Consider the following 22,213-nt stretch of genomic DNA (forward strand, 5'->3'; position numbering starts at 1 on the left):
TTTTTCGTTAAACCCTGTTCAGGAAAAAGGTCTGTAATGCTTTTACATAATCTTCATCCGTGCGGATGCTGATGAGTTCGGAGCCGCTCTTCATGAATGCGTTGCGGCAGTACTGCGCGTGTTGCTGGAACTGGCGGTCGTAATACTCACGTACTTTCCGGTCGCTGGTATCCACCCACTGCGAAACGCCCGTTTCGGCGTCGGTCATGCGGATGAGCCCTGCGTCCGGCAGTTCCTTGTCGCGCCGGTCGTACACCTGGACGCCCACCACATCGTGCCGTTTGCCGGCGATGTTGAGCGCATCCTGGTAATTGCCGGAGAAGAAATCGCTGAGCAAAAAGACGATGCTTTTCTTCTTGGTGGCATTGTTGAAGAACCGGAGCGTTTCAGCGATGTTGGTGCCTTTTTTCTTCGGCTCGAACGAGAGCAGCTCGCGTATGATGAAAAGGATATGCGACTTCCCTTTCTTGGGCGGGATATATTTCTCCATCCCGTCGCTGAAAAAGATGACGCCTACTTTATCGTTGTTCTTGATGGCGGAAAATGCCAGCACGGCGCAGAGCTCGGTAACAAGGCTGCGTTTGGTCTGGCGCGTGGTGCCGAAGGTTTCGCTTTCGCTCACGTCTACCAGCAGCATCACCGTCAGTTCGCGTTCTTCTTCGAAAACTTTGATGAAGGGATGGTTGAAGCGTGCGGTCACGTTCCAGTCGATAGCCCTTACGTCGTCCCCGAACTGGTAGTCGCGCACTTCACTGAACGACATACCGCGGCCTTTGAAGGCGCTATGGTACTCGCCGGCGAAGATGTGGTTGGTCAGCCCTTTGGTTTTGATTTCCAGCTGGCGGACCTTTTTTAATATTTCTGCTGTATCCATCGGTTGTTGCTGGACGGGTTTAGGATCTTATGGCACTTCTACGGCGTTGAGGATCTCGCTGAGGATGTTTTCGCTGGTAACGTTTTCGGCTTCGGCTTCGTAGGTGAGCCCCACGCGGTGGCGCATGACGTCGAAGCAAACGCTGCGCACGTCTTCGGGGATCACGTAACCGCGGCGCTTCATGAAGGCGTACGCTTTGGAAGCGAGGGCCAGGTTGATGGAGGCGCGGGGAGATCCGCCGTAGGCGATGAGCGGTTTCAGCTTGGCGAGTTTATAATCTTCCGGGTTGCGGGTGGCGAACACCACGTCCAGGATATATTGTTCGATTTTTTCGTCCATGTACACCTGGCGCACGAGTTTGCGGGCTTCGAGGATATCCTCGGGGCGCACCACCGGGTGTATTTTCGCCTGGCCTTCCGGTGCGAGGTTCTGGCGGATGATGTGGCGTTCCTCTTCCTTGGTGGGGTAGCCGATCACGACTTTAAGCATGAAACGGTCGACCTGCGCTTCGGGAAGGGTGTAGGTACCTTCCTGCTCGATGGGGTTCTGCGTGGCGAGCACGAGGAACGGTTCTTCGAGTTTGAAGGTGGTATCGCCGATGGTCACCTGTTTTTCCTGCATGGCTTCTAGGAGGGCGCTCTGCACCTTTGCGGGGGCGCGGTTGATCTCATCGGCCAGGATGAAGTTGGCGAAGATGGGCCCTTTGCGGACCATGAACTCATTGCGTTGCTGGTTGTATATCATGGTACCCACGACGTCGGCCGGCAGCAGGTCGGGCGTGAACTGTATGCGGGAGAACCGGGCATCGATGGCGCTCGACAGGGATTTGATGGAAAGGGTTTTGGCGAGGCCGGGCACGCCTTCGAGCAGCACGTGGCCCTGGGCCAGCAGGCCGATCATGAGGCGCTCCACCATGTATTTCTGGCCCACGATCACTTTGTTGATCTCCAAATTCAGGAGGTCTACAAAGGCACTGGCCTGGTGAATCTTTTCATTGATCTGACGGATGTCGTACGAGGTATTTTCCATGAATTGTTATTTCAAGGTTGCTAAAATAAGGATTCTGCTGTTTAAACCTACTCCCATGGCGGGATTGCGCAGTTAAAAACCTGTTAAATCGGGCGCAGGGGAGCTGTTTGGCAAAAGCAGATATGGTTTATAAAAATTTCCAATTTAAGAATACGGGATGATATTTACATCAATTTTTTATCTAAACCGTACATTTGTTGTCCGTTAGCCCTGCAATACGAATGCCAGACAGGGGCTGGCGGTATAAAAGCCAATAATAATGAACAACGACGATTTCAATATACGCTGGAAACAAGTGGAAGACATGCTGACCGAAAGATTCGGGAAAACCCCGAACATGGAGGCGATGTTAATGATTATCGGGATCCAGGAACTGAACAGCCCGAAAAAGAAATTCACGAAAGAGCAGAAGCAGGACCTCATGCACATCGCCATGTGCGCATTGCTGAGCCGGAGCGGTTATTTTGAGCCGGAAGGCCGGGATAAGGACGGATGGCCGCATTTCAAGGAGATGCAGCCCGTGCCCAAAATGGGGCTGGAAGAGCAGGAGCGGTTCATCAAAGAGCATATCATCGATTATTTCGAGGAAGAATAGCCCGGCCCCGCACCGCGGCTGAAGTGTGCGACGCAACGGCGGCCCGGCCCTGACCGGAAGACGAATACATCATCAAGCCCATGCATAGAAAACTACCCGTTTTATGGCTGTTGCTGCTGGTCTCCCTGGCCGCGCAGGCGCAGCGCAACCGAAAAGTGAAGCTGTACACGCCTTACGGCAAAATGGTGATCCGGTTGTACGACCAGACCCCGAAGCACCGCGACAATTTTATCAAGCTCGTGAAGCAGCATTATTACGACAGCCTGCTGTTTCACCGGGTGATCCAACATTTCATGATCCAGGGCGGCGACCCCGACAGCCGGCGGGCGCAGCCCGGTGTGGCGCTGGGCAACGGCGGGCCGGAGTACCGCATCCCGGCGGAGTTCCAGCTGGATCTGTATCACAGGAGGGGCGCGCTGGGCGCGGCGCGGGACAATAACCCGGCGAAAGAATCTTCCGGCAGCCAGTTTTACATCGTGCAGGGTAAGAAGTGGACCGACGGCGGGCTGGATACCCTGGAGCAGACGCGGCTCGGCGGGCGCAAGCTGCCGGTAGACCAGCGGGAGGTGTACAAGGAATGGGGCGGCTCCCCGCACCTGGACCAGAGCTATACCGTTTTCGGACAGGTGGTGAAGGGGCTCCATGTGATCGACAGCATCGCTGCGCAGCCCACGAAAAAGCCGGGCGACCGGCCGGTGGAGGACATCCGCATGAAAATGCGGTTGAAAAAGAAGTTCTTTTTCTTCTAGGCATGTCATTTTAACGTTTAGAAAATGACAAACTTTTTATAATTCTGGCGGTAATCTTTATTTTTACCGCTCAAAATCAAACTTGACATGAATTTTCCGTCGCAACTGCGTTACACCAAAGACCACGAGTGGGTATTATTAGAAGGGAACACAGCGAAAATCGGTATTACCGACTTCGCACAACGTGAATTGGGCGATATCGTGTTCGTGGATATTTCCACGACCGGCAAATCGCTGGGTGCCGAAGAGGTTTTTGGCACGGTAGAGGCGGTAAAGACCGTTTCAGATCTGTTCCTGCCCGTAGCCGGTACCATCGGCGAGGTGAATCCCGCGCTGGACGGCAGCCCCGATCTGGTGAATACGGATCCTTATGGTGAAGGCTGGATGGTGACGATCACCGTTAACAACCCTGCCGACGTGGAAGACCTGCTGACGGCTGACCAGTACAAAGCGCTGGTGGGCGAATAATTAATATGCCAGAGACACAGCAAACCAAGCATAAAGACAAATTTAGTATGAGGATGATCCGTTATTATCTGCCCGCAGCGGGATGGATCCTCCTCATACTATTTTTGTGCACCCTTCCCGGCAAGGCGGTTCCCCAGATCGGTTTTCTGGATTTTTTGCACGTGGATAAAGTGGCGCATTTTTTCCTTTTCGGGGGGATGGTGCTGCTGCTGGCGTTCGGGTATTACCGGCATCACGGGTATATTGGGGCTGGGATGTTGTGGCTGATCGTTTTTTGCGTGACAGCTTACGGGCTGGGGATTGAGTTTATCCAGAAATACCTGGTGGTAAACCGGAGCTTTGATATGTTGGACGTGGCCGCGGATGCGGCGGGCGCTATAGTGGGCGCGCTCATTTTCCGGTACATCGGAAAACGGTTCCTCAAGTAGATTTCCGGCTGGAAATAGCGACTGATTGAAAATGTATGCGCCTTGAAACGGGCGCATTTTTATTTCCCGAAATCTTTCATTTTCGGGGATATTCTCCGAGTTAGAAGAGAAGTTCTTGCATTTCCGGAGATTGTTTGGTGGGTGTTCCCCGACGCGTTAATATTGCGGAGAAGAAATTGTTAACCCGCTTCGATACACAAAGACCTTCCATATGAACGTAGGTAAAACGATCCGCCGGTTGCGGGAGTTCCGCAACCTGACGCAGGAATACATGGCAGTACGGCTGAATATCGGCTCAACGGCCTATGGCAACATAGAGCGGAATGACACCAAGCGCCTGACGATCGAGCGGCTGATGCAGATCGCGGAGGTGCTGGACGTACATTTTACGGAGCTGTTCAGCGAGCAGCCGCCGGAGCAGCGGCAGCTGAAGAAAGGTCTCCCGGAGAAAGATCTCCAGGATCTCCTTGCGTACTTCCGGCAGGATAAATTGCTGATGAAGGAAATGGTCACTTCGCTGCGGGACTCCGCGCAGAAGCTCGACCATATGATGAATGAGCACCTGCGTATCATGCAGACCGTGCTCAAACCGCTCGCCCGGGAAACCACCCGCCGCGCCAAAGCCTCCGACGCTTAGAACTGCAACCGGAAACTGCCGAAGATGCCGAACTTCTTGTTGTTAACTTCCGCCGGCAAAGGCTTGGGCGCCACCCGCCATACAAAGTCCACCCGGATGAACTTCAGGATATTCTCCACGCCCGTTCCCAGCTCGATGTAGGGATTGCCCTCCAGCGTTTTGAACGGATAGGTAGATTGGAAATTGAGCGCGCGGTTGTTGTCCGACAGGCTGCCGATCACTCCTTTCGCCGTCCAGAACTGGCGGAACTTCAGTTTGCGGACCAACGGAATGTAATTGAAGATCCCGCTGCCGAGGGTATGCTCCAGGTTGAAGCCGGCGTATTGATCGCTGATGAACTCGTAACGGTTCATCATATTGAACGCATACTTGTTGTAATAATAAATTTCGTTGCCGGGATGGATTTCCAGCAGCGGATAAGGCAGCGTGGTGTTGAAGATCTTGCCGCCGAAGAAATTGTAGTACAACTGTCCGAACGGCGCCACCTTCAGGTAATCCGACACGGTGAACGAGGTTTTGTGGTAACTGTAATTGCTTTTCCAGATGCCTTTCACGCCCAGCGCATATTTCAATTCCACGATGGGATATTTGCTGCCCAGGCTGAAGCGGTAATAGTTGCCTTCCAGGAACTCTTCCCGGAAAGCATAACGCAGTTTCACCGCTACTTCCAGGTTCGTGTACGGATCGGTTTTGCCGCCGCTGTGCGGGAAAGTAGCCCCCCGGGCAAGGGATCGTAAGGCATGAATTGTTTGTGCACCACCGAAAAGTGATGCGAGAACCCGCTGAAATATTCTTTGTAGAACTCCGCCCGCTTCTCTTCGATCTGCATGAACTTCTGCGGAACGCCGGGCTTGCGGATGGCCAGGGTAAAGATGTTGTCCGTCCCTACTTCGTCGTAATAGCTCGCACCGTTATCCAGGTCGCGGACGAACGAGCCGTACACGTACATCCGGGGATGGCGCTTCAGCAGGTAGAGCGCCGACACTTTTCCTTTGAAACGGTCGTCGCCGAAGCCGTAGGCCAGGTACCCGTTGAGGTAAAGGTCTTTATGGAACTGCGGCGTGGTGCCGAGGTCGAGGCGAGCCCTGAAACCTTCCAGGCGGTTCTGGGAAAAGAGGTACCAGTACGGTCCCCATTCAATCGGTCCGAATGGTTTATATCCGGTTGCCAGGAAGCGGATGGTGTTGGAATACTTCTGGAACAGGGGCATCTTCTGCAGCGTGTCCACCATGTTGTAAATGGCCTGCTCGTTGTGGCTCAGCGTTTCGTGCCGGTGCCCGGCCCAGAACGAATCCGTACGCGCGCGCGCGCTGTCGGCCACCACGATGTTCTGCGGATACCGCTTTTCGGAGAACAGGTTGGTGACAGCGGTGTCGTTGTACACGAGGTCTTCGTACGTCGTCGTTTTCCGGCCGATGAACTCGAGGGTTTTTGTCGGCTTGGGACTGGGCGTCCAGAAGTCGACCACGAATTTATCTTTCGCCAGGAACCATCCGCTGCTGTCGGGGAACGGTTTGAACTCCTGCACCAGCGAGATTTTGCGGACGAAGTTGATATTCGCGTCGTTCGGTACGGCCATGCTCATCTTCTGGATGGCGAACGTCGAATCCATCACCCAGAGGTCGCCGATGAAAGCGTTCTCACCCTTTCGGCGCGGTTCGAAGTTCATGCGGATGAAGCGGTGATTGGCGATGTATTGCGTATCGGTGATGCGGTAATTATAAAACAGGTTGCCGTTGTTGGCGATGGGGCTCACGAAACTTTTGTCGAACACCGGGATGAAGTTGTCGTACACATTGATGTTCTGGTACATGCCGCCGAGGAACTTGGTCACGCTCTCGTTGTCGAGCCCGGAAGTGCGCGACGCCTTGATGATTTCTTTCGTTTTTTTCGGGTTCCGCTGGAAATAGTAATCGGAAATGCTCTCGGTGAGGAAAACAGGCAGGAAGGGCTGGTTTTCCGTGGTGCTGTCAATATTCTTCAGGATAAAGGCGAAAGGTTTGGAGAAGCGGTTTCTGGCGAGTTTAACGGTATTGAGGTTTTTGATGTCGAGTTCGAGCTTGTTATAAATTTCGTATTTGTAGCTTTCGAGGCGGTCGTAATTATTGTAAGGTTTCCGGCGGACGATATTGCGCAGCAGTATCAGCGCAAAGTTGACGTTCGCTTTTACCTCGTAGGTTTTGAGGGAAACGTCGCCGCGGGAGATTTCGAAGATGAGGGTTTGTTCGGGGAGCTTGCGGTCTACGAACAGGACGGTTCTGGCGTAACCCATGACGCGGACGAGGAGGGAGTCTGAAGGGATGGAAGGGAGTTCGAAGAGGAAGGCGCCTTCGGCGTCGGTGACCATGCCGGTATTGGTGCCCACAAATTGCAATGTGGCAAATGGGATCAGTTCCTGGGTGTGCGCGTCTTTAACAATTCCCTTTATTTTATGCTGCGCATGGAGGGGTAAGAAGCTGATGATCGTTATTACTAAAGCTATGGTTCGTTTCCAGCCGTTCATTTGCGAGGCAAATTAGATATTTTCGGACGAATTACTTGGGCCGTTGATAAATGGGACCGTTTTATAACAATCAGGAGGCGCGTGTGTTCAGCCTGGAAGCCCCTCCGGGCGGAGGTTCCCCCGGAATCCCGCTACGAGCCCCCCGCAGCGGAAACCTTCCCCGCTTTTATCCAGCCCCGCCGCACCCGGGAAACCCCGGAAACCCCTGCCTTCCTATAAACGCACGTCCATGCCCGTTACCCCTATGACAAGGGAATAACATGCCAGATTTTCAACATCCCCCTTCCATGCCCTTTTTTCCATAATTTATAACTAGCTTTGATACACAAAGTGCTTTCTCTATGAACGAGCAACAACATCTCGATACCCTTAAAGACATCAAGCGCATCATGGAACGCAGCACCCGTTTCATGTCGCTCAGCGGACTGGGCGGTGTGGGCGCGGGGCTGAGCGGCCTCATCGGCGCATGGTTCGCCTGGCGCATCCTGGACGATTACCGCAATGGAGCCACGGTTCCCGCCGATGCCTACGATGGCGCCGCCTACGACGGTACCGGCAACCTGAACGTCCTCATCCTTAAACTACTGCTCATCGCCGCGGCCGTATTGCTGGGCGCCCTCACCACCGGGAGTTACTTCACCTGGCGCAAGGCCCGGCAACAAGGCCTCCCCATCTGGGACGCCACCGCCCGGAAAGTTGTCTTCAACCTCGCTGTTCCCCTCGTCGCCGGCGGTTTTTTCATCCTCGGCATGATTTACAACGGTTTCTACGGCTTCGTATCGCCCGCCTGCCTGGTGTTTTATGGCCTGGCCCTCATCAACGCCAGCAAGTTTACCATGCCAGAGCTCCGGTACGTCGGCTTCATCGAAACAGGCCTCGGCATCTTCGCCACCTTCTGGCTCGGGCACGGCCTCTTCTTCTGGGCCCTGGGTTTTGGGGTGGTACATATTCTTTACGGCACTATCATGTGGTGGAAATACGAACGCGCCCCACAGGGAGCTTAAACCCCGGTTTGCATGAATCCGATCGAGCATCTGAATAAACTTTTTGAAAGCCGCATCCGGCTGGGCGTGATGAGCGTGCTGATGGTCAATGAAGAAGTTAGCTTCAACGACCTCAAAGCTATGCTGGACGTGACAGACGGCAACCTGGCCTCGCACCTTTCCACACTGGAGGATAACGCATACATCAAAGTGCACAAGGGATTTGTGGGCCGGAAAACCAATACCACCTATTCCATCACCAAAGCCGGTGAAAAAGCCTTCAAAGGCCACCTCGCCGCGCTGGAAGCCATGATCAAATTTACACAGTGATGAACCGCAGAACAGGCCTCGCCGGCAGCTTCCGCAACGCTTTCCGTGGCATCGCCACCGCACTGCGGAGCGAACCAAACGCCCGCATCCACCTCGCCGCCACGGGCGCCGTTATCGCCGCGGGATACTGGTTCCGGTGTTCCCCGGGCGAATGGGCCGTGATCGCCATCGCCACCGGCTTCGTATGGACCGCCGAACTGCTCAATACCGCCATCGAAAAATCCATGGACCTGCTCCATCCCGATCATCACCCCCTCGTGAAAAATATTAAAGACATCGCCGCCGGCGCTGTTCTCCTGGCAGCTATCGCGGCGGTCGTAGCCGCAGGGTGCATCTTCCTTCCCAAGATTTTATAAAAAAAGCCGGCTATCGTGTAGCCGGCTTTTTTGTGTATCGAAGTTTTTTATTCGTTTAGAAGTCAACCCCCAAACCGAAGGTCAGCTGCGGCTTGCCGCGGAAGAAACCGGTCATGGGCCAGCCCGCGTCGAAGCGGACGAAGTAACCCAGCAACGTGGTGCGGGCGCCGAAGCCGTAACCACCCACGAAAGGCCCGAGGAACCCTTCCTTGATGCGGATGACCACACCTTCCGCCGTTACGTATTCCGTGTAATTGGCGTCTTTGAATTTCAATTTCTCGTTCCAGGCGGTACCGATGTCCAGGAAGGTGGTGAGCTGGAAGTTGCGGAGGAACGCGCTGTTGATCGGTTTGTCGATGAAAGTGGTGAACACCGGGAGGCGGAGTTCCGTATTCATCAGCAACACGTTATTACCGTTGCGGATATTCTGTTTGTAACCGCGCATGTTCACCGCCAGCGTCTGGTAAGCGTAGTTCTCGTTCTGGTTCGGCGCGCGGTTATAGTAAATGTCCGGTTTGATCATCCAGTTATCAACACCGCCGAGGAAATAAATCAGCTTGCGCGAGCCCCACGAGAGGTCAGCGGAGATGCGGGTAGCCCAGATGAAGTTCCGGTGGATCTCCACGTAGTGGCGCGCGTCGATACCCATGTTGTAGGTAAACTTGCCCTTCGCGGCCCGCTGGTCAAAGAACGCGTCGCTGCTGGATACCTGGGCGATCAGGTCGCCGTAAATCTTGAAGCGGGTGCCTTTGTAGATGTTGATGGCGGGATTGAGCACATTGTCGTGCACGTATTCCAGGCGCGCCAGTACCGCGTTTTCTTTGTAATTGGGCTGCTTGATGGATACGCTGTCGTTACCGAGTACCAGCGTTTCGTCGCGGCGAAGGCCGGCGGAGAGGCGAATGCTGCGTACCTGGTCGAACGGATAGCGCACCTCGCCCTGGTAGATATTGGTGATGTTTTTGGACGGATAGCCGGCGAACAGGGAGTTTTCATTCCTGAACAACAACTTTTCCATCCTGCGGTAGTATGTCAGTTTATAATCGAAGCGTTTTTTGAGATAGGTCATGGAGAACATGTACTCCGTACCGTCGAGCGCCAGGGGCACGCGGAAGGCGCCGGAGAATTTAACATCTTCCATGAGGTCGCTCACGCCGATACGGATCAGGCCGTTCACGGGGTCCGTCAGCCGGATAGGGCCCTGGGGCCAGCCATAGTAGGGCTGATAGCGGTTCATGAGCACGGAGTTGTCGATCTGTGTTACGAGGTAGTCGGAGCTGAACTTGAGCCTGTAATTGCTGAGGCGCGCGCTTTTCAGCACCGGCGGTTCTTTCCGCTCCGCGATCATCGGCTGGTCTTCCTGTGCGGCAGGTTCAGCAGGTTCGTTGCCGAACTCGTTCTGGAAGAAGTTGGCCTGTTTCGATGTATCCGGTTTGGCGTAATAACTCGGCAGCCCCAGGCGGAGGGAGTCGTCGCGCATCTGCTGCAGCCTGTAGTTGGTGGGACGGGCCGAAACATTCCGCCTGCGGAGCGTGTTCGTATCTACCTTCAACTTATACAACCGCTTCCAGTCGCCAATCTGCACCACTTCCGATACCATTCCCTGGTCCCCCGCGATCCGGGATTCCTTAATACCGTACTGGTAATTGGTTACGGGGAAAACGTACGTAGAGTCGTTGGTGATGGCCACAGCCTGGATGGAATCGGGAGCCGTAGCGCCATAATCCATCAACGCCGAATCCAGCTCTTCCTTGTCGGGGTTGTGAAGGATCTCCGCACCGATGAAGTACAGGGAATCCACACCCGCACGCTCCGCCCGGAAGAAGCCGGCATAGCGGTTGGAAACGCCGTTGGCGTCGCTCACGAATGTGAAGTGCGTGGTATTGTACTGCACCGGGAGGCGCGCATTGCCATATGGCAGGTCCGTCAGCTGGGAAATCTGCTTTTCTGAAGATTTGTTCCAGTTGTCGACCATGAAAACATTATACCGGTTATGCGGCAGCGCCGTATCGGACGTGCGGGCTTTGGGGCCCGGGCGGTTCGATGAATAGATGATCCCGCTCTTGCCGGGGAATGCCGCGAAGGAAGGATCGAGATCGTCCCACACGTCATTCGTGATCTGGTCCACCTTGCTGTTGGTCATGCTGTAGGTGAAGATATCGGTATGACCGTTGCGCACCGCGGAGAGCAGCAGGGAGTTGTCGAATTCGAAGAAGAACTTCATATCGATGATCCGGTCGAACATAGGCAGGTCCTGTTTGATCGTGATCTTGGAAATCAGATCGTAGACCATGAGGCGCGTTTTGCCTTCGTGCTCGTACACCACGGCCAGGCGGTTGCCTTTATGGTTCCAGGCCAGCAGCGGATAGTTGGGGTCGAGCTTGGAAGTGAGCTGCTTCACGCCGGATTTGAGGAGCACTTTATTGGTGGTCCAGCCCAGGTTGATCTTCACTTTGTACGTTCCTTTGCTGTATTCCACCACGGCGTACATGCTGTTCTTGGGATTGGGGGCGTAGCGGTAGTAATCTTTCTTTCCGATTTCGTTGGAGATGACACCGGTGCCGCGGGTCACCTGCCGGCGGCGGCGGCCGTCTTCCTGGAAGCGCTTGCGCCACCAGAGCATGAAATCGGCCTGCGCGGCTTTGGGTTTCATATGCAGCACCTGCTCGAAGCCCTTTTTCAGGCCGCGGTTGATGCGGGTGATGTACATGAGGTAGGGAACAGCGTCTTTCCCGTATTTGCTTTCGACATAATACCAGAACGCCTGGCCCGCCAGCAGGGGCTTGTCGAAAGTAAGCTGGTTGAAAGTATTGTATTTGCCGGAGTTGAGGGCGGCCTTCAGCTGGTCGTCGAGCTGGGGATTCCAGTTTTCGGCGGCATATGCGATAAACCCGTCGGTGAACCAGTTAGGGAAATCCATCAATACCGCATTCCCCGCAAACTCACCGATATCCTCCCCGAAAAGGAGGGTTTCGAGCATCACCCGGGCGATACCCTGACGGATCTGGCGGCGCAGGTTGGCATGGTCCCCATCGAAATAAACGAGGAGCTTATTGCCGACGAGCTTCGTCACCCCGCCGGTGTTCTGCCAGTCTACCCCGATACCCACATTGGATTGCTTGAACTCCGCGAAGTTATTGTACACAATAATATTCACTTTCTGACGGAAGGTGAACTCCATGAACTCCTCCAGCTGGGGCAGCTCCCTTTCCGCAGCCTGCGCCACGTACTTGCCAAGCTCGAGGCCGTTCTGGGCAAAGTACGTATTGAAGTGCCGGGTCGTATAGAACCGCCACTTGAAATTCTTGTACTGCACCCGGTTCTGGCCAAATTCCACGGTATTCACCTGCGCCTGGGCGTTAACAACAAATCCGATCAATAGGCATAAGCATGGAATAATTGACCTGGTAATAAATCGGTTCATACGGAAAGTATTGATAATATTGTGTTGCGAATTAAAATTAGTAAAAAACGTCAACAATGTTCGAAATCAGGTGCTTTACGGTCAATCCTTTTCAGGAGAACACATACGTACTAATTAACGAAAAAAAGCAGTGTATCATTATAGACCCGGGATTTTATTATGAAGAAGAACGGAACGGGTTTCTCAAATTCATGGCCGACAACGGGTTGACCGTTGCCCGCCTCCTCAATACCCACTGCCATCTGGACCACATCTTCAGCAACAGGCTGGTACAGAAAATGTTTGGCAAAGCCCCGGAAATCCACCGGCTCGACCAGGTGGTGCTCGACCGCTCCCCCCAGTCCGGCCAGATGTACAACATCCCCTTCGAGCCGAGCCCCGCCCCCGTCGGTTATCTGGAGGAAGGCGACAAGGTGGTGTTGGGGGATGATGAGCTGGAAGTGATCCTCACCCCCGGCCATTCTCCCGGAAGCATATCGTTTTATTGCGCCAAACAGCAATTTGTGATCGCCGGAGATGTGTTATTTAAACAGAGTGTGGGCCGATCCGACTTCCCCGGGGGTAATTTTGAAACACTGGCAAGCAGTATCCGGGAAAAACTTTACAAGTTGCCCGACGAAACGGTGGTGTATTCCGGCCACGGTCCCGAGACAACGATCGGGTTCGAGAAGGTGCACAACCCCTTCGTGCCGGAAGACCCCTCAACCCGCCTTGCGTGACAGCAGCCGGGCGATGTCTTTCCTTTCCGACCAGGCTATAACGGCCAGGTATATACCCATTCCGGCCACGCCGGCGATCTGCAGCGGCCAGAACCCGAGCCCTCCGGCCCGCAGGTAATGTTGCAGCCCGTAGATCGCTCCGGCCAGCGCCAGGTACCCCACAATCTTCGGCACTTCGTACGGCACGGGGTAATATTTCTGCCCCAGCAGGTACGAAACGGTCATCATCAGCCCGTAACACACGAAAGTAGCCCAGGAGGAGCCCGTATAACTGAACTGCGGGATCCACCAGATATTCAGGACAATGGTGACCACCGCCCCGCCCAGCGTGATCCAGGCGCCCATGAGGTTGCGGTTGGTGAGTTTATACCATATGGTCAGGTTGTAGTAAATCCCTAAAAACACCGACGCCATGGCGATCACCGGCACGATGTGCATCCCTTCCGCATACCGCGGATCAGGACCGCGCGTGATGAACCAGATCCAGATGTCGAGGAAGAGCGCCACGGCCAGGAACACCGCGCCCATGAACATGGTAAAGAACTTCATCACCCGGGCGTAGGTCTGCTGGGCATCCTGCCGGCCGCTCTGGTTGAAGAAGAACGGTTCCGCGCCCATCCTGAACGCCGTGATGCATATGGTTACGAGAACGGCCAGTTTATAGTTGGCTCCGAAAATCCCCAGTTCGCTCTTGGCTACTTCTTCCGGGAACGGATACACCTGCGGGAAAACCAGCCGGCTCAGCATCTCGTTCACCATCCCGCCAATCCCTACCACCATCAGCGGCCAGCTATAGCGGATCACTTCTTTCCACAAATCTTTGTCAAACTTCCAGCGGAACGCGCTGAACTCCTTTGAAAGGAACAGCAGCGAACAAAAGCTGGCCAACATATTGGCGATCACGAAATATTCCACGCCGCGCTCCGGGTTGTACCAGGCAAAATGCCCGTCGGCATGAAGCTTCGGCGCCCATTTGAGGAAAAACAGCGTTAAAAGGATCTGGACTGCGATGGTCGCGATTTTCACCGCGGCGTATTTGCGCGGACGGCCTTCCTGGCGCAGCTTGGCGAAAGGGATGGTGGTCAGGGTGTCGAAAAACAGGACGCCCGTTGCCAGCATCACCAGGTCCGCCCGCCCAGGGAGCCCCAGCATATCCGCCAGCACCGGCGAACCGAGGAATAACACGCCCGAGAACAGAACGGTGCTGATGAGGATGGAGACGCTCAGGGTATTATACAGCCGGTCTTTTTCCACCGACTGCGTAAACCGGAAATAGCTGGTTTCCAGCCCGTAGGTGAAAATAACGTTGCAGAAAGGAATGAAAGCGTACAACTGGGTCACCTCCCCAAACTTCTCGGTCGGGAAAACGCTCGTGAGGAAGAGCTGGAGGATGAATCCCAGGAATCGGTGAAAAATGGTGGGTACGCCGTACCAGATCGTTGCGCCGGCCAGTTTCTTGATGTTTCCCAAAGCGTCGGTTTTAATCCAAATTAAACAATCGTATCAATAGTCGTTTCGACGGTTCTGCTTTTTCTCGCTCAGCCGTTTCTTGAACTGCAGGCGTTTTTCGATCATGGCTTTCGTGGGCTTCACTTTCTTGCGCTTCTTCGGCACAAAAAGCCCCTGGGCCAGGAGGGCATTCATTTTGCGGATGACCTCGCCTTTATTGCCCAGCTGCGAACGCTCCGTCTGCGACTTCACCTGCAACAGCCCGTCGGCATTCAGCTTGCCGCCGAGGTTCCGGAGGAGCAGGGCTTTCTGGCTTTCGTCCAGCAAATCGGAGTGCGCGATGTCGAAGTACCCTTCCACCATCGTTTCCACCTTATTCACGTTCTGGCCGCCCTTCCCGCCGCTGCGGGCCGTTTTGAATTTTATTTCAGGAGTCACGTCAAGCATAACACATTGCTTATCTTTAACCGCAAATGTAAATCCTTCCACTGTATATTTTATGAGAGCTGTGATCCAAAGGGTAACCCGGGCCGATGTAACGATCGGCGGGCAGGTGAAGTCCGCCATCGAAGGCGGCCTCCTCGTGCTGTTGGGGATAGAAGACGCCGACGGGCCCGAAGATATTGCCTGGCTGAGCGCTAAAATCGTCAACCTCCGCATTTTCAACGACGAAAACGGCGTCATGAACCGCAGCGTCCTCGAAACGGGCGGAGACATCCTCCTCATTTCCCAGTTCACCCTCCACGCTTCCACCAAAAAAGGCAACCGCCCCAGCTACCTCCGGGCCAGCAAACCCGATACCGCCATCCCGCTGTACGAAAATACCATCGCAAGGCTGGAGGCCGACCTGGGGAAAAGCATCGGGACCGGCACTTTCGGGGCGGATATGAAAATCTCCCTCCTGAACGACGGGCCCGTCACCATCATCATCGACACCAAAAACCGCGAATAAAATGACCATCCAGGAAGCCCAGCAGCGCGTCGACCAATGGATCAACACCACCGGCGTCCGCTACTTTTCCGAACTCACCAACATGGCCATCCTCACCGAAGAGGTCGGGGAGGTCGCCAGGATCATCTCCAGGCAATACGGCGACCAGTCGTTCAAACCCTCCGACCGCGACAAGAACCTGCCCGACGAGCTGGCAGACGTGCTTTGGGTCGTGCTTTGCCTCGCCAACCAGACCGGGGTCGACCTCACCGCGGCGCTGGAGAAGAACTTTGAGAAGAAAACCACCCGCGACGCCCAACGGCACCAGGATAACGAAAAGCTGAAGGGTTAGTTACGGTTGGTTAATTATAATAATACGTTGTTTCAAAATAGGATTTTATCTTTGCGCGACTATGGCAACAGATCAGAACAAGTTCCAGGCGATCATTTCGCACTGTAAAGAATACGGTTTCATTTTCCCGTCGAGTGAGATTTATGACGGGCTGAGCGCGGTGTACGACTATGGTCAGTACGGCGCCGAGCTGAAAAAGAATGTGCGCGACTACTGGTGGCGCAGCATGACGCAGATGCACGATAACATCGTGGGCATCGACGCGGCCATTTTCATGCACCCCACGGTTTGGAAGGCATCCGGGCACGTCGATAACTTCAGCGACCCGATGATCGACAATAAAGACAGCAAGAAGCGCTACCGCGTGGACCACCTCATCGAAGGCTATGCAGACACCCTGCCCGAAGCCGAGAAAGACGCGGTGATCGCCGCCATGGAAAATTACCTGAAAGAAAACGATTACGCGGGGCTGAAGGCTTTCATCGAAGAGAAGAAGATCGCCTGCGCGGTGAGCGGCACCGTTAACTGGACCGATATCCGCCAGTTCAACCTGATGTTCTCCACCGAGTTCGGCGCAGTAGCGGCAGAGAACGAAGGTGATAATAAAGTGTACCTCCGTCCGGAAACGGCACAGGGTATTTTCGTGAACTTCCTAAACGTGCAGAAAACGGGCCGCATGAAGATCCCGTTTGGTATTGCGCAGGTAGGTAAAGCTTTCCGCAATGAGATCGTGGCACGCCAGTTCGTGTTCCGCATGCGCGAGTTCGAGCAGATGGAGATGCAGTTCTTCATCCGCCCCGGCACCCAGCAGGAATGGTACGCTTACTGGAAGGAAGAGCGCATGAAATGGCACAAGAGCCTCGGCCTGAAACCCGAGCACCTCCAGTTCCACGATCACGCCAAACTGGCCCACTATGCCGACGCGGCGGTGGATATCGAGTATAATTTCCCGATTGGTTTCAAGGAAGTGGAAGGCATCCACAGCCGTACCGACTTCGACCTGAGCCAGCACCAGAAATTCTCCGGCAAAAAGCTCCAGTACTTCGATCCCGAGATCAACCAGAACTACGTTCCGTACGTGATCGAAACCTCCATCGGCCTCGACCGCTGCTGCTTCATGGTGCTTTCCGAAGCGTACGAAGAACAGGAAGTGGGTACCGCCGAAAAACCCGATACACGCGTTGTGCTGAAGTTCCCTCCGAAGCTGGCACCCATCAAGCTGGCTGTTTTCCCGCTGACCAAAAAAGACGGTTTGCCTGAAATCGCGAAGCACCTGATCGCAGAATGCAAAAAGAATTTCTATTGCTATTACGAAGAGAAAGACAGCATCGGTAAACGCTATCGCCGCCAGGATGCAATCGGTACGCCTTTCTGCGTAACTGTTGACCACCAGACGATCGAAGATGGTACCGTAACCGTTCGTCACCGCGATTCCATGGAACAGGAGCGTATCCCGCTTACCGCCGTGAAGGAAATGGTGATGAAAGCAATGATGGATTAATTGTTACGAATGCAGTATAGAAGGCGCCTCCGGAGGCGCCTTTTTTCATGCTATAAGCTTCCATCAGATATAATAAGGCTATAACCTGAAATTATTGAATTGTATTTCAGGCTATAACCTGAAAATGTATTATGCTCCCATCCTGCCCCCGGCAAAAGACGAAGGGCTATCCGAAATAACTCAGACAGCCCTTTTTTCATACTATAAGCTTCCATTATCAATAATTACCGTTAACCGTACAACTCCAGGTGGATGTCGTGCCGGTCGTAGCCCATGGCCTGGATGCGTTGCTTCGCCTCGTCGATCATCACTTTCCAGCCGCAGAGGAAGAAATGCGCGGGGCGGCGGTCGGAAAGGAGGTCTTCGTAAACGTTGTGCACATAGCCCCGGTGGCCCGTCCAGTCGGGGCTATCCTCCCGCGAAAGGGTGGGGTGGTAGTGGAAGCCGGGCATCTCGGCCGCAAGGGCGCGCATCTCGTCTTTATACAAAATATCCTTCTCGTACCGCGATCCGTAGATCAGGTGGATGTTGGGATGGGCGATCTGGTTCTTGTGCAGGAACTTCGCCATCGACCGGAACGGCGCGATGCCCGTGCCGGTACAAATGAGGAAAATATCCCTGTCCATCGTTTCGGGGAGGATGAAATTCCCCAGCGGTCCGCGGAGAATCAACTCGCTGCCTTCCTTGATTTCGTTGAAAATGTAGGTGGTCCCTGCGCCCCCGTCCAGTAACACGATCACCAGTTCTATGTCGGATGAACCGTTGGGGTGGGAGGCGATGGAATAACTCCGCCATCGCTTGTTCTTCTTCTCGTGGATCGGCAGGTCCAGCGTTACGAACTGCCCGGCCTTAAAATGAAATGCTTCCTTCTCGGGTATGTGGATCCAAAATCTCCTGGTGTTATACGTCTCATTCACAATCTTCGTCACCACGCCGGTGTACCATTGTTCGAGCATGTATAGAATAATTTTGTAAGATGAGTAAAGCCAATACCCATAATTTACGCTTTTTTCTGGTTTGAGACGCTCTTTCCCCGGTCTGCTCCTTACTTCCTCCCGCCGGGGCACCGCTTCCTGGTAAGACGCCAGATTCACCGGAAACCCTTTGCCTGAAAGGCTTGTGTGAGCCTGGAAAACAGGTTGCTTTACCGATCAATGGCTTCAATGCCAGTCTGGTACTGCGTTTAAGTAGGGTTGAGATACCCTTGAGATACCCTTGAGCCATCGTTCAGATACGGTTGAGCCACCCTATAAAGGGGTATCTCAACCGTATCTCAAGGGTAACTGACCCGTAAGTAATATTTGCCTTAACTTATAGCATGCCTGGCAGTTGCCTCCCCGGATGGACCATACTGTCCGGCACGAAAGTTGAAAATGCCTTATCTTTGCAGCCTTCATGAATTTGCAGGGAGTATTACAATTGTTTGAGCGAGATTACCGCCTGAAATCACTGGCGGACGGGACCCTCATGCCCGCGCCCCGTTATTTCCACCTCACGGGCCTCACCGGCAGCGCCGCCGCTTTCGTGGCTACCGCCCTCCGCAACGCCTCCGAGGCCAACCATGTATTCATCCTGAACGACAAAGAAGAAGCCGCCTATTTCCATAACGACCTGGAACATCTTTCCCAGGCGCTGGACATATTCTACTTCCCCGACTCGTTCAAGAAAACCGGCGTATTCTCCGACCTCAACAGCAGCCACAGCATGCTGCGCACCGAGGCGCTCATGAAGCTCACCGGCCCCCAGCCCCACAAGAAAGTGCTCGTCACCTATCCCGAAGCCCTCTTCGAAAAAGTGGCCGGCAACACCACCTACAATACCAACATGATCTCCGTCAAAGTAGGTGAAAACCTCAAAGTGGATGAGCTGCTGGCTAAACTGGTGGAATGGGGCTTTGAACATGCCGACTTTGTATACGAACCCGGGCAATACGCCGTCCGCGGCGGTATCCTGGATATATATTCCTTCGGGAACGACAAGCCCTACCGCTTCGAGCTGTTCGGCGACGAGGTGGATTCCATCCGCCTCTTCGATCCCGAAACACAACTTTCCGAAAGGAAGCTCATGCAGGTCAACCTGATCGCCAATATGGACACCCGCGTGTCGTCCGGCGATAAAATGTCGCTGCCTGATTTCCTTCCCGCCAACACCATCGTATGGATCAAAGACCCTTCCTACGTGCAGGGCGTGATGGGACAAATGGAGCAGCGGCTCGACGACTGGCTGCAAACCGGCCGCGCCACAGACGTGTCTGACGACGAGGCTATCCAGCTATACGAAGCGGATTTCGAAAAGGCGGATGTGATCATGAATCAGCTGCTGCAAAAGCATTGCGTCGTGTTCGGGCAACATTTCAATTTTGAGAAAGTGCCGGCAGGGGTGGAAGAAATATCCTTCAAAACAGTGGAGCAGCCTGTGTTCAACCGTCAGTTCGACCTGCTGATCAAAGACCTCTCGGCACAGAACGCCGCCAAAACGGCGTTGTTCATCTTCGCGGAAAACCCGCGGCAGCTCGAAAGGCTCCGGAGCATCTTCGAAGACCTCAAGGCCGATTTTCTCTTCTATCCCATCCCTGTGCCCATCAGCGCCGGGTTCGTGGATGCGGGACTGAAGATCGCCTGCTATACCGATCACCAGATCTTCCAGCGCTTCCATAAGTACAAAGTGAAACAGGCCTATAACAAGAACAAGGCCATCACCCTCAAAACCCTGCAGGAACTGCAATCCGGCGACTTCGTGACCCACATCGATCATGGCGTGGGCGTTTACAGCGGCTTGCAGAAAATCGAAGTGGGCGGGAAGATGCAGGAAGCGATCCGTATCATCTATAAAAACAACGATCTGCTGTATGTGAATATCAACTCACTGCACAAGATCAGCAAATACACCGGTAAAGAAGGCGTTACCCCGAAAGTCAACAAGCTCGGCAGCGACGCGTGGGAAAAGCTGAAGGAGAAAGCGAAAACCGAAGTAAAGGACATCGCCAAAGACCTCATCAAGCTGTACGCTGCGCGCAAGGCCCAGCAAGGCTTCCAGCATACGCCCGATACTTACCTCCAAACAGAACTGGAAGCGTCGTTTATTTACGAAGACACGCCCGACCAGTCCAAAGCCACCTCCGACGTGAAGCGGGACATGGAATCCCCTTCGCCGATGGACCGCCTCGTTTGCGGCGACGTAGGTTTCGGCAAAACGGAAGTGGCCGTCCGCGCCGCGTTCAAAACCGTTGTGGATGGCAAGCAGGCCGCTGTACTGGTGCCGACTACCATCCTGGCATTTCAGCACTGGAAAACATTCTCCGAGCGGTTGAAGGATTTCCCCTGCACGGTGGATTACATCAACCGGTTCAAATCCGCCAAACAGAAAAAAGAAACCCTGCAGAAACTTGCCGAAGGGAAAATCGATATCATCATCGGCACGCATTCCCTGTTGGGTAAGGAAGTGAAGTTTAAGGATCTTGGCGTGATGATCGTCGACGAAGAGCAGAAATTCGGCGTAACGGCGAAGGAAAAGCTGAAGACGATGAAGGTGAACGTGGATACACTCACGCTAACGGCCACGCCTATCCCCAGAACGCTGCAGTTCTCGCTCATGGGCGCCCGCGACTTGTCCATCATCAACACGCCGCCGCCCAACCGCCAGCCCATCGAGACTGAAGTGCTGGTGTTCGACAAGGAACAAATCCGCGATGCGATCTATTATGAAACGGAGCGCGGCGGGCAGGTGTATTTCATCCACAACCGGGTGCACGGCCTCCGTGAAATGGCGGGCCTCATCCAGGAATTATGCCCTGACCTGAGCATCGCCACCGCGCATGGCCAGCTGGAAGGGCATAAGCTGGAAGAAGTGATCCTCGATTTCATCGACCGCAAGTACGACGTACTGGTGTGCACCAATATCGTGGAAAGTGGGGTGGATATTTCCAACGCCAATACCATTATCATCAACAACGCCCATCACTTTGGCCTGAGCGATCTGCACCAGCTGCGCGGGCGTGTGGGCAGAAGCAATAAAAAAGCGTTTTGTTACCTGATGGCGCCGCCGATGAGCACGCTCCCGGCCGACAGCCGCAAGCGCCTGCAAACGCTGGAACAGCACAGCGAACTGGGCTCCGGCTTCCAGATCGCCATGCGCGACCTCGATATCCGCGGGGCCGGTAACCTCCTGGGCGGAGAACAAAGCGGGTTCATCACGGAGATCGGTTTCGATATGTACCAGAAGATTCTCGACGAAGCCATCCGCGAACTGAAACAAACCGATTTCAAAGACCTGTTCAAAGATCAGCTGGAGGAGAAGAAAGATTACATATCCGATTGTACGATCGATACCGACCTGGAAATCCTCATCCCCGACACGTACATCGAAAGCATCCAGGAAAGGCTGAACCTTTACCAGGAGCTCGACAATATTACGCAGGAGTCCAAACTACAGGAATTCGCCGCCGGGCTGGAAGACCGCTTCGGCGCCGCACCCGATCCCGTGCTGGACCTCTACACCACCATCCGCTGCCGCTGGATGGCGATCGCGCTGGGCTTCGAAAAAATGATATTGAAAGAAGAAACCCTCCGCTGTTATTTCATCAACAACCCCGACAGCCCCTATTTCGAATCGCCCACCTTCCAGCATATCCTGCATTACATTCAAACCCGCACCAACAACGCGAGGCTGAAACAGGTAGGCAAAAACTTCATGCTGATTGTGGACCGTATCGACTCCATGACCAAGCTGCACGACTTCCTCCGGAAAATGACCGACGCGCGCAATTAACTTTTGTAACATATATTTGTTTGAATCGTTACACCGGCGACACAAAACATTTACCTGACTTAAAACTTAAAGAAAAGTTAAAGCCGGCAACGGCATATGGAAACACCTCCATACCCCG

21 protein-coding genes are annotated in these 22,213 nt (G+C 54.2%); 13 read left to right on the forward strand and 8 right to left on the reverse strand.

Annotation, left to right across the window (positions count from 1 at the left end):
• Positions 1-7: 7 nt before the first annotated feature.
• Both WJU16_RS14875 and WJU16_RS14880 read right to left on the reverse strand, forming a co-directional pair.
• Positions 8-874, reverse strand: a complete 867-nt coding sequence (locus WJU16_RS14875) for a DUF58 domain-containing protein (protein ID WP_298715911.1) — start codon at positions 872-874, stop codon at positions 8-10.
• Between the two features lie 27 nt (positions 875-901).
• Complete coding sequence (locus WJU16_RS14880) at positions 902-1,903, reverse strand: MoxR family ATPase (protein WP_341834278.1); 1,002 nt, start codon at positions 1,901-1,903, stop codon at positions 902-904.
• 259 nt (positions 1,904-2,162) lie between these two features.
• Here WJU16_RS14880 and WJU16_RS14885 point away from each other — a divergent pair, with 259 nt between their 5' ends.
• The 5 genes from WJU16_RS14885 (at position 2,163) to WJU16_RS14905 (ending at position 4,780) form a co-directional block, all read left to right on the forward strand.
• On the forward strand, positions 2,163-2,498 hold the full coding sequence (locus WJU16_RS14885; protein ID WP_341834279.1) for a hypothetical protein: 336 nt from the start codon (positions 2,163-2,165) through the stop codon (positions 2,496-2,498).
• An 80-nt stretch (positions 2,499-2,578) separates the two neighbouring features.
• Complete coding sequence (locus WJU16_RS14890) at positions 2,579-3,247, forward strand: peptidylprolyl isomerase (RefSeq protein ID WP_341834280.1); 669 nt, start codon at positions 2,579-2,581, stop codon at positions 3,245-3,247.
• A gap of 87 nt (positions 3,248-3,334) precedes the next feature.
• Positions 3,335-3,715: a glycine cleavage system protein GcvH gene (gcvH, locus tag WJU16_RS14895; protein ID WP_341834281.1), complete on the forward strand. Its 381-nt coding sequence runs from the start codon at positions 3,335-3,337 to the stop codon at positions 3,713-3,715.
• A 53-nt stretch (positions 3,716-3,768) separates the two neighbouring features.
• Positions 3,769-4,143: a VanZ family protein gene (locus tag WJU16_RS14900; RefSeq protein ID WP_341834282.1), complete on the forward strand. Its 375-nt coding sequence runs from the start codon at positions 3,769-3,771 to the stop codon at positions 4,141-4,143.
• Between the two features lie 211 nt (positions 4,144-4,354).
• Positions 4,355-4,780, forward strand: coding sequence for a helix-turn-helix transcriptional regulator (locus WJU16_RS14905; RefSeq protein WP_341834283.1), 426 nt, complete (start codon positions 4,355-4,357; stop codon positions 4,778-4,780).
• On the opposite strand, the gene WJU16_RS14910 is transcribed toward WJU16_RS14905, so the two are convergent.
• Together WJU16_RS14910 and WJU16_RS14915 are read right to left on the reverse strand one after the other, a co-directional pair.
• Positions 4,777-5,439 (reverse strand): DUF5686 family protein, encoded by a 663-nt coding sequence (locus WJU16_RS14910; RefSeq protein WP_341834284.1) that lies wholly within the window; start codon positions 5,437-5,439, stop codon positions 4,777-4,779. The two genes, WJU16_RS14905 and WJU16_RS14910, sit on opposite strands and share 4 nt — an antisense overlap.
• A gap of 2 nt (positions 5,440-5,441) precedes the next feature.
• Positions 5,442-7,283 (reverse strand): DUF5686 family protein, encoded by a 1,842-nt coding sequence (locus WJU16_RS14915; protein WP_341834285.1) that lies wholly within the window; start codon positions 7,281-7,283, stop codon positions 5,442-5,444.
• A 341-nt stretch (positions 7,284-7,624) separates the two neighbouring features.
• Here WJU16_RS14915 and WJU16_RS14920 point away from each other — a divergent pair, with 341 nt between their 5' ends.
• The 3 genes from WJU16_RS14920 to WJU16_RS14930 are packed head-to-tail and all read left to right on the forward strand — an operon-like array spanning position 7,625 to position 8,952.
• Positions 7,625-8,287: a hypothetical protein gene (locus WJU16_RS14920; protein ID WP_341834286.1), complete on the forward strand. Its 663-nt coding sequence runs from the start codon at positions 7,625-7,627 to the stop codon at positions 8,285-8,287.
• Positions 8,288-8,299: 12 nt separating this feature from the next.
• Positions 8,300-8,596 (forward strand): transcriptional regulator, encoded by a 297-nt coding sequence (locus WJU16_RS14925; RefSeq protein WP_341834287.1) that lies wholly within the window; start codon positions 8,300-8,302, stop codon positions 8,594-8,596.
• Positions 8,596-8,952: a diacylglycerol kinase family protein gene (locus WJU16_RS14930; RefSeq protein ID WP_341834288.1), complete on the forward strand. Its 357-nt coding sequence runs from the start codon at positions 8,596-8,598 to the stop codon at positions 8,950-8,952. The genes WJU16_RS14925 and WJU16_RS14930 overlap by 1 nt, the downstream gene beginning before the upstream one ends.
• A 55-nt stretch (positions 8,953-9,007) precedes the next feature.
• Here WJU16_RS14930 and WJU16_RS14935 read toward each other — a convergent pair whose 3' ends face one another.
• Positions 9,008-12,331 carry a hypothetical protein gene (locus WJU16_RS14935; RefSeq protein WP_341834289.1) on the reverse strand — a complete coding sequence of 1,108 codons (3,324 nt, stop codon included), beginning with the start codon at positions 12,329-12,331 and terminating at the stop codon, positions 9,008-9,010.
• Positions 12,332-12,432: 101 nt separating this feature from the next.
• On the opposite strand from WJU16_RS14935, the gene WJU16_RS14940 reads away from it, so the two are divergent.
• The gene (locus WJU16_RS14940) at positions 12,433-13,095 is read left to right on the forward strand and encodes an MBL fold metallo-hydrolase (protein WP_341834290.1); all 663 of its coding nucleotides are present in this window, start codon (positions 12,433-12,435) and stop codon (positions 13,093-13,095) included.
• Here WJU16_RS14940 and WJU16_RS14945 read toward each other — a convergent pair.
• Both WJU16_RS14945 and arfB read right to left on the reverse strand, forming a co-directional pair.
• Entirely contained in the window at positions 13,078-14,565 is a 1,488-nt protein-coding gene (locus tag WJU16_RS14945) for an oligosaccharide flippase family protein (protein WP_341834291.1), read from the reverse strand. The two genes, WJU16_RS14940 and WJU16_RS14945, sit on opposite strands and share 18 nt — an antisense overlap.
• Positions 14,566-14,598: 33 nt before the next feature.
• Positions 14,599-14,991, reverse strand: coding sequence for an alternative ribosome rescue aminoacyl-tRNA hydrolase ArfB (gene arfB / locus WJU16_RS14950; protein WP_341834292.1), 393 nt, complete (start codon positions 14,989-14,991; stop codon positions 14,599-14,601).
• Between the two features lie 52 nt (positions 14,992-15,043).
• Here arfB and dtd point away from each other — a divergent pair, with 52 nt between their 5' ends.
• The 3 genes from dtd to WJU16_RS14965 all read left to right on the forward strand — a co-directional run bounded on the left by dtd (position 15,044) and on the right by WJU16_RS14965 (position 17,328).
• Positions 15,044-15,496 (forward strand): D-aminoacyl-tRNA deacylase, encoded by a 453-nt coding sequence (dtd, locus tag WJU16_RS14955; RefSeq protein ID WP_341834293.1) that lies wholly within the window; start codon positions 15,044-15,046, stop codon positions 15,494-15,496.
• 1 nt (position 15,497) lies between these two features.
• Complete coding sequence (locus WJU16_RS14960) at positions 15,498-15,827, forward strand: nucleotide pyrophosphohydrolase (RefSeq protein WP_341834294.1); 330 nt, start codon at positions 15,498-15,500, stop codon at positions 15,825-15,827.
• A 61-nt stretch (positions 15,828-15,888) separates the two neighbouring features.
• Entirely contained in the window at positions 15,889-17,328 is a 1,440-nt protein-coding gene (locus tag WJU16_RS14965; protein WP_341834295.1) for a glycine--tRNA ligase, read from the forward strand.
• 230 nt (positions 17,329-17,558) lie between these two features.
• Here WJU16_RS14965 and WJU16_RS14970 read toward each other — a convergent pair whose 3' ends face one another.
• The gene (locus WJU16_RS14970; protein ID WP_341834296.1) at positions 17,559-18,284 is read right to left on the reverse strand and encodes an FAD-binding oxidoreductase; all 726 of its coding nucleotides are present in this window, start codon (positions 18,282-18,284) and stop codon (positions 17,559-17,561) included.
• A gap of 439 nt (positions 18,285-18,723) precedes the next feature.
• Between WJU16_RS14970 and mfd the strand changes: the two genes are divergently transcribed.
• Positions 18,724-22,095, forward strand: a complete 3,372-nt coding sequence (mfd, locus tag WJU16_RS14975) for a transcription-repair coupling factor (protein WP_341834297.1) — start codon at positions 18,724-18,726, stop codon at positions 22,093-22,095.
• Positions 22,096-22,213 lie beyond the last annotated feature (118 nt).

It is taken from the genome of Chitinophaga pollutisoli (assembly GCF_038396755.1).
In the GTDB taxonomy this organism is placed as follows: Bacteria; Bacteroidota; Bacteroidia; order Chitinophagales; family Chitinophagaceae; genus Chitinophaga; species Chitinophaga pollutisoli.

Coding starts and splice junctions, on each gene's coding strand:
- WJU16_RS14900 (WP_341834282.1), top strand. CDS start 3,769: ATGATCCGTTATTATCTGCCCGCAGCGGGATGGATCCTCCTCATACTA.
- WJU16_RS14915 (WP_341834285.1), bottom strand. CDS start 7,283: ATGAACGGCTGGAAACGAACCATAGCTTTAGTAATAACGATCATCAGC.
- WJU16_RS14875 (WP_298715911.1), bottom strand. CDS start 874: ATGGATACAGCAGAAATATTAAAAAAGGTCCGCCAGCTGGAAATCAAA.
- gcvH (WP_341834281.1), top strand. CDS start 3,335: ATGAATTTTCCGTCGCAACTGCGTTACACCAAAGACCACGAGTGGGTA.
- WJU16_RS14880 (WP_341834278.1), bottom strand. CDS start 1,903: ATGGAAAATACCTCGTACGACATCCGTCAGATCAATGAAAAGATTCAC.
- dtd (WP_341834293.1), top strand. CDS start 15,044: ATGAGAGCTGTGATCCAAAGGGTAACCCGGGCCGATGTAACGATCGGC.
- WJU16_RS14965 (WP_341834295.1), top strand. CDS start 15,889: ATGGCAACAGATCAGAACAAGTTCCAGGCGATCATTTCGCACTGTAAA.
- WJU16_RS14890 (WP_341834280.1), top strand. CDS start 2,579: ATGCATAGAAAACTACCCGTTTTATGGCTGTTGCTGCTGGTCTCCCTG.
- WJU16_RS14930 (WP_341834288.1), top strand. CDS start 8,596: ATGAACCGCAGAACAGGCCTCGCCGGCAGCTTCCGCAACGCTTTCCGT.
- arfB (WP_341834292.1), bottom strand. CDS start 14,991: ATGCTTGACGTGACTCCTGAAATAAAATTCAAAACGGCCCGCAGCGGC.
- WJU16_RS14960 (WP_341834294.1), top strand. CDS start 15,498: ATGACCATCCAGGAAGCCCAGCAGCGCGTCGACCAATGGATCAACACC.
- WJU16_RS14920 (WP_341834286.1), top strand. CDS start 7,625: ATGAACGAGCAACAACATCTCGATACCCTTAAAGACATCAAGCGCATC.
- WJU16_RS14885 (WP_341834279.1), top strand. CDS start 2,163: ATGAACAACGACGATTTCAATATACGCTGGAAACAAGTGGAAGACATG.
- WJU16_RS14940 (WP_341834290.1), top strand. CDS start 12,433: ATGTTCGAAATCAGGTGCTTTACGGTCAATCCTTTTCAGGAGAACACA.
- WJU16_RS14925 (WP_341834287.1), top strand. CDS start 8,300: ATGAATCCGATCGAGCATCTGAATAAACTTTTTGAAAGCCGCATCCGG.
- WJU16_RS14970 (WP_341834296.1), bottom strand. CDS start 18,284: ATGCTCGAACAATGGTACACCGGCGTGGTGACGAAGATTGTGAATGAG.
- mfd (WP_341834297.1), top strand. CDS start 18,724: ATGAATTTGCAGGGAGTATTACAATTGTTTGAGCGAGATTACCGCCTG.
- WJU16_RS14905 (WP_341834283.1), top strand. CDS start 4,355: ATGAACGTAGGTAAAACGATCCGCCGGTTGCGGGAGTTCCGCAACCTG.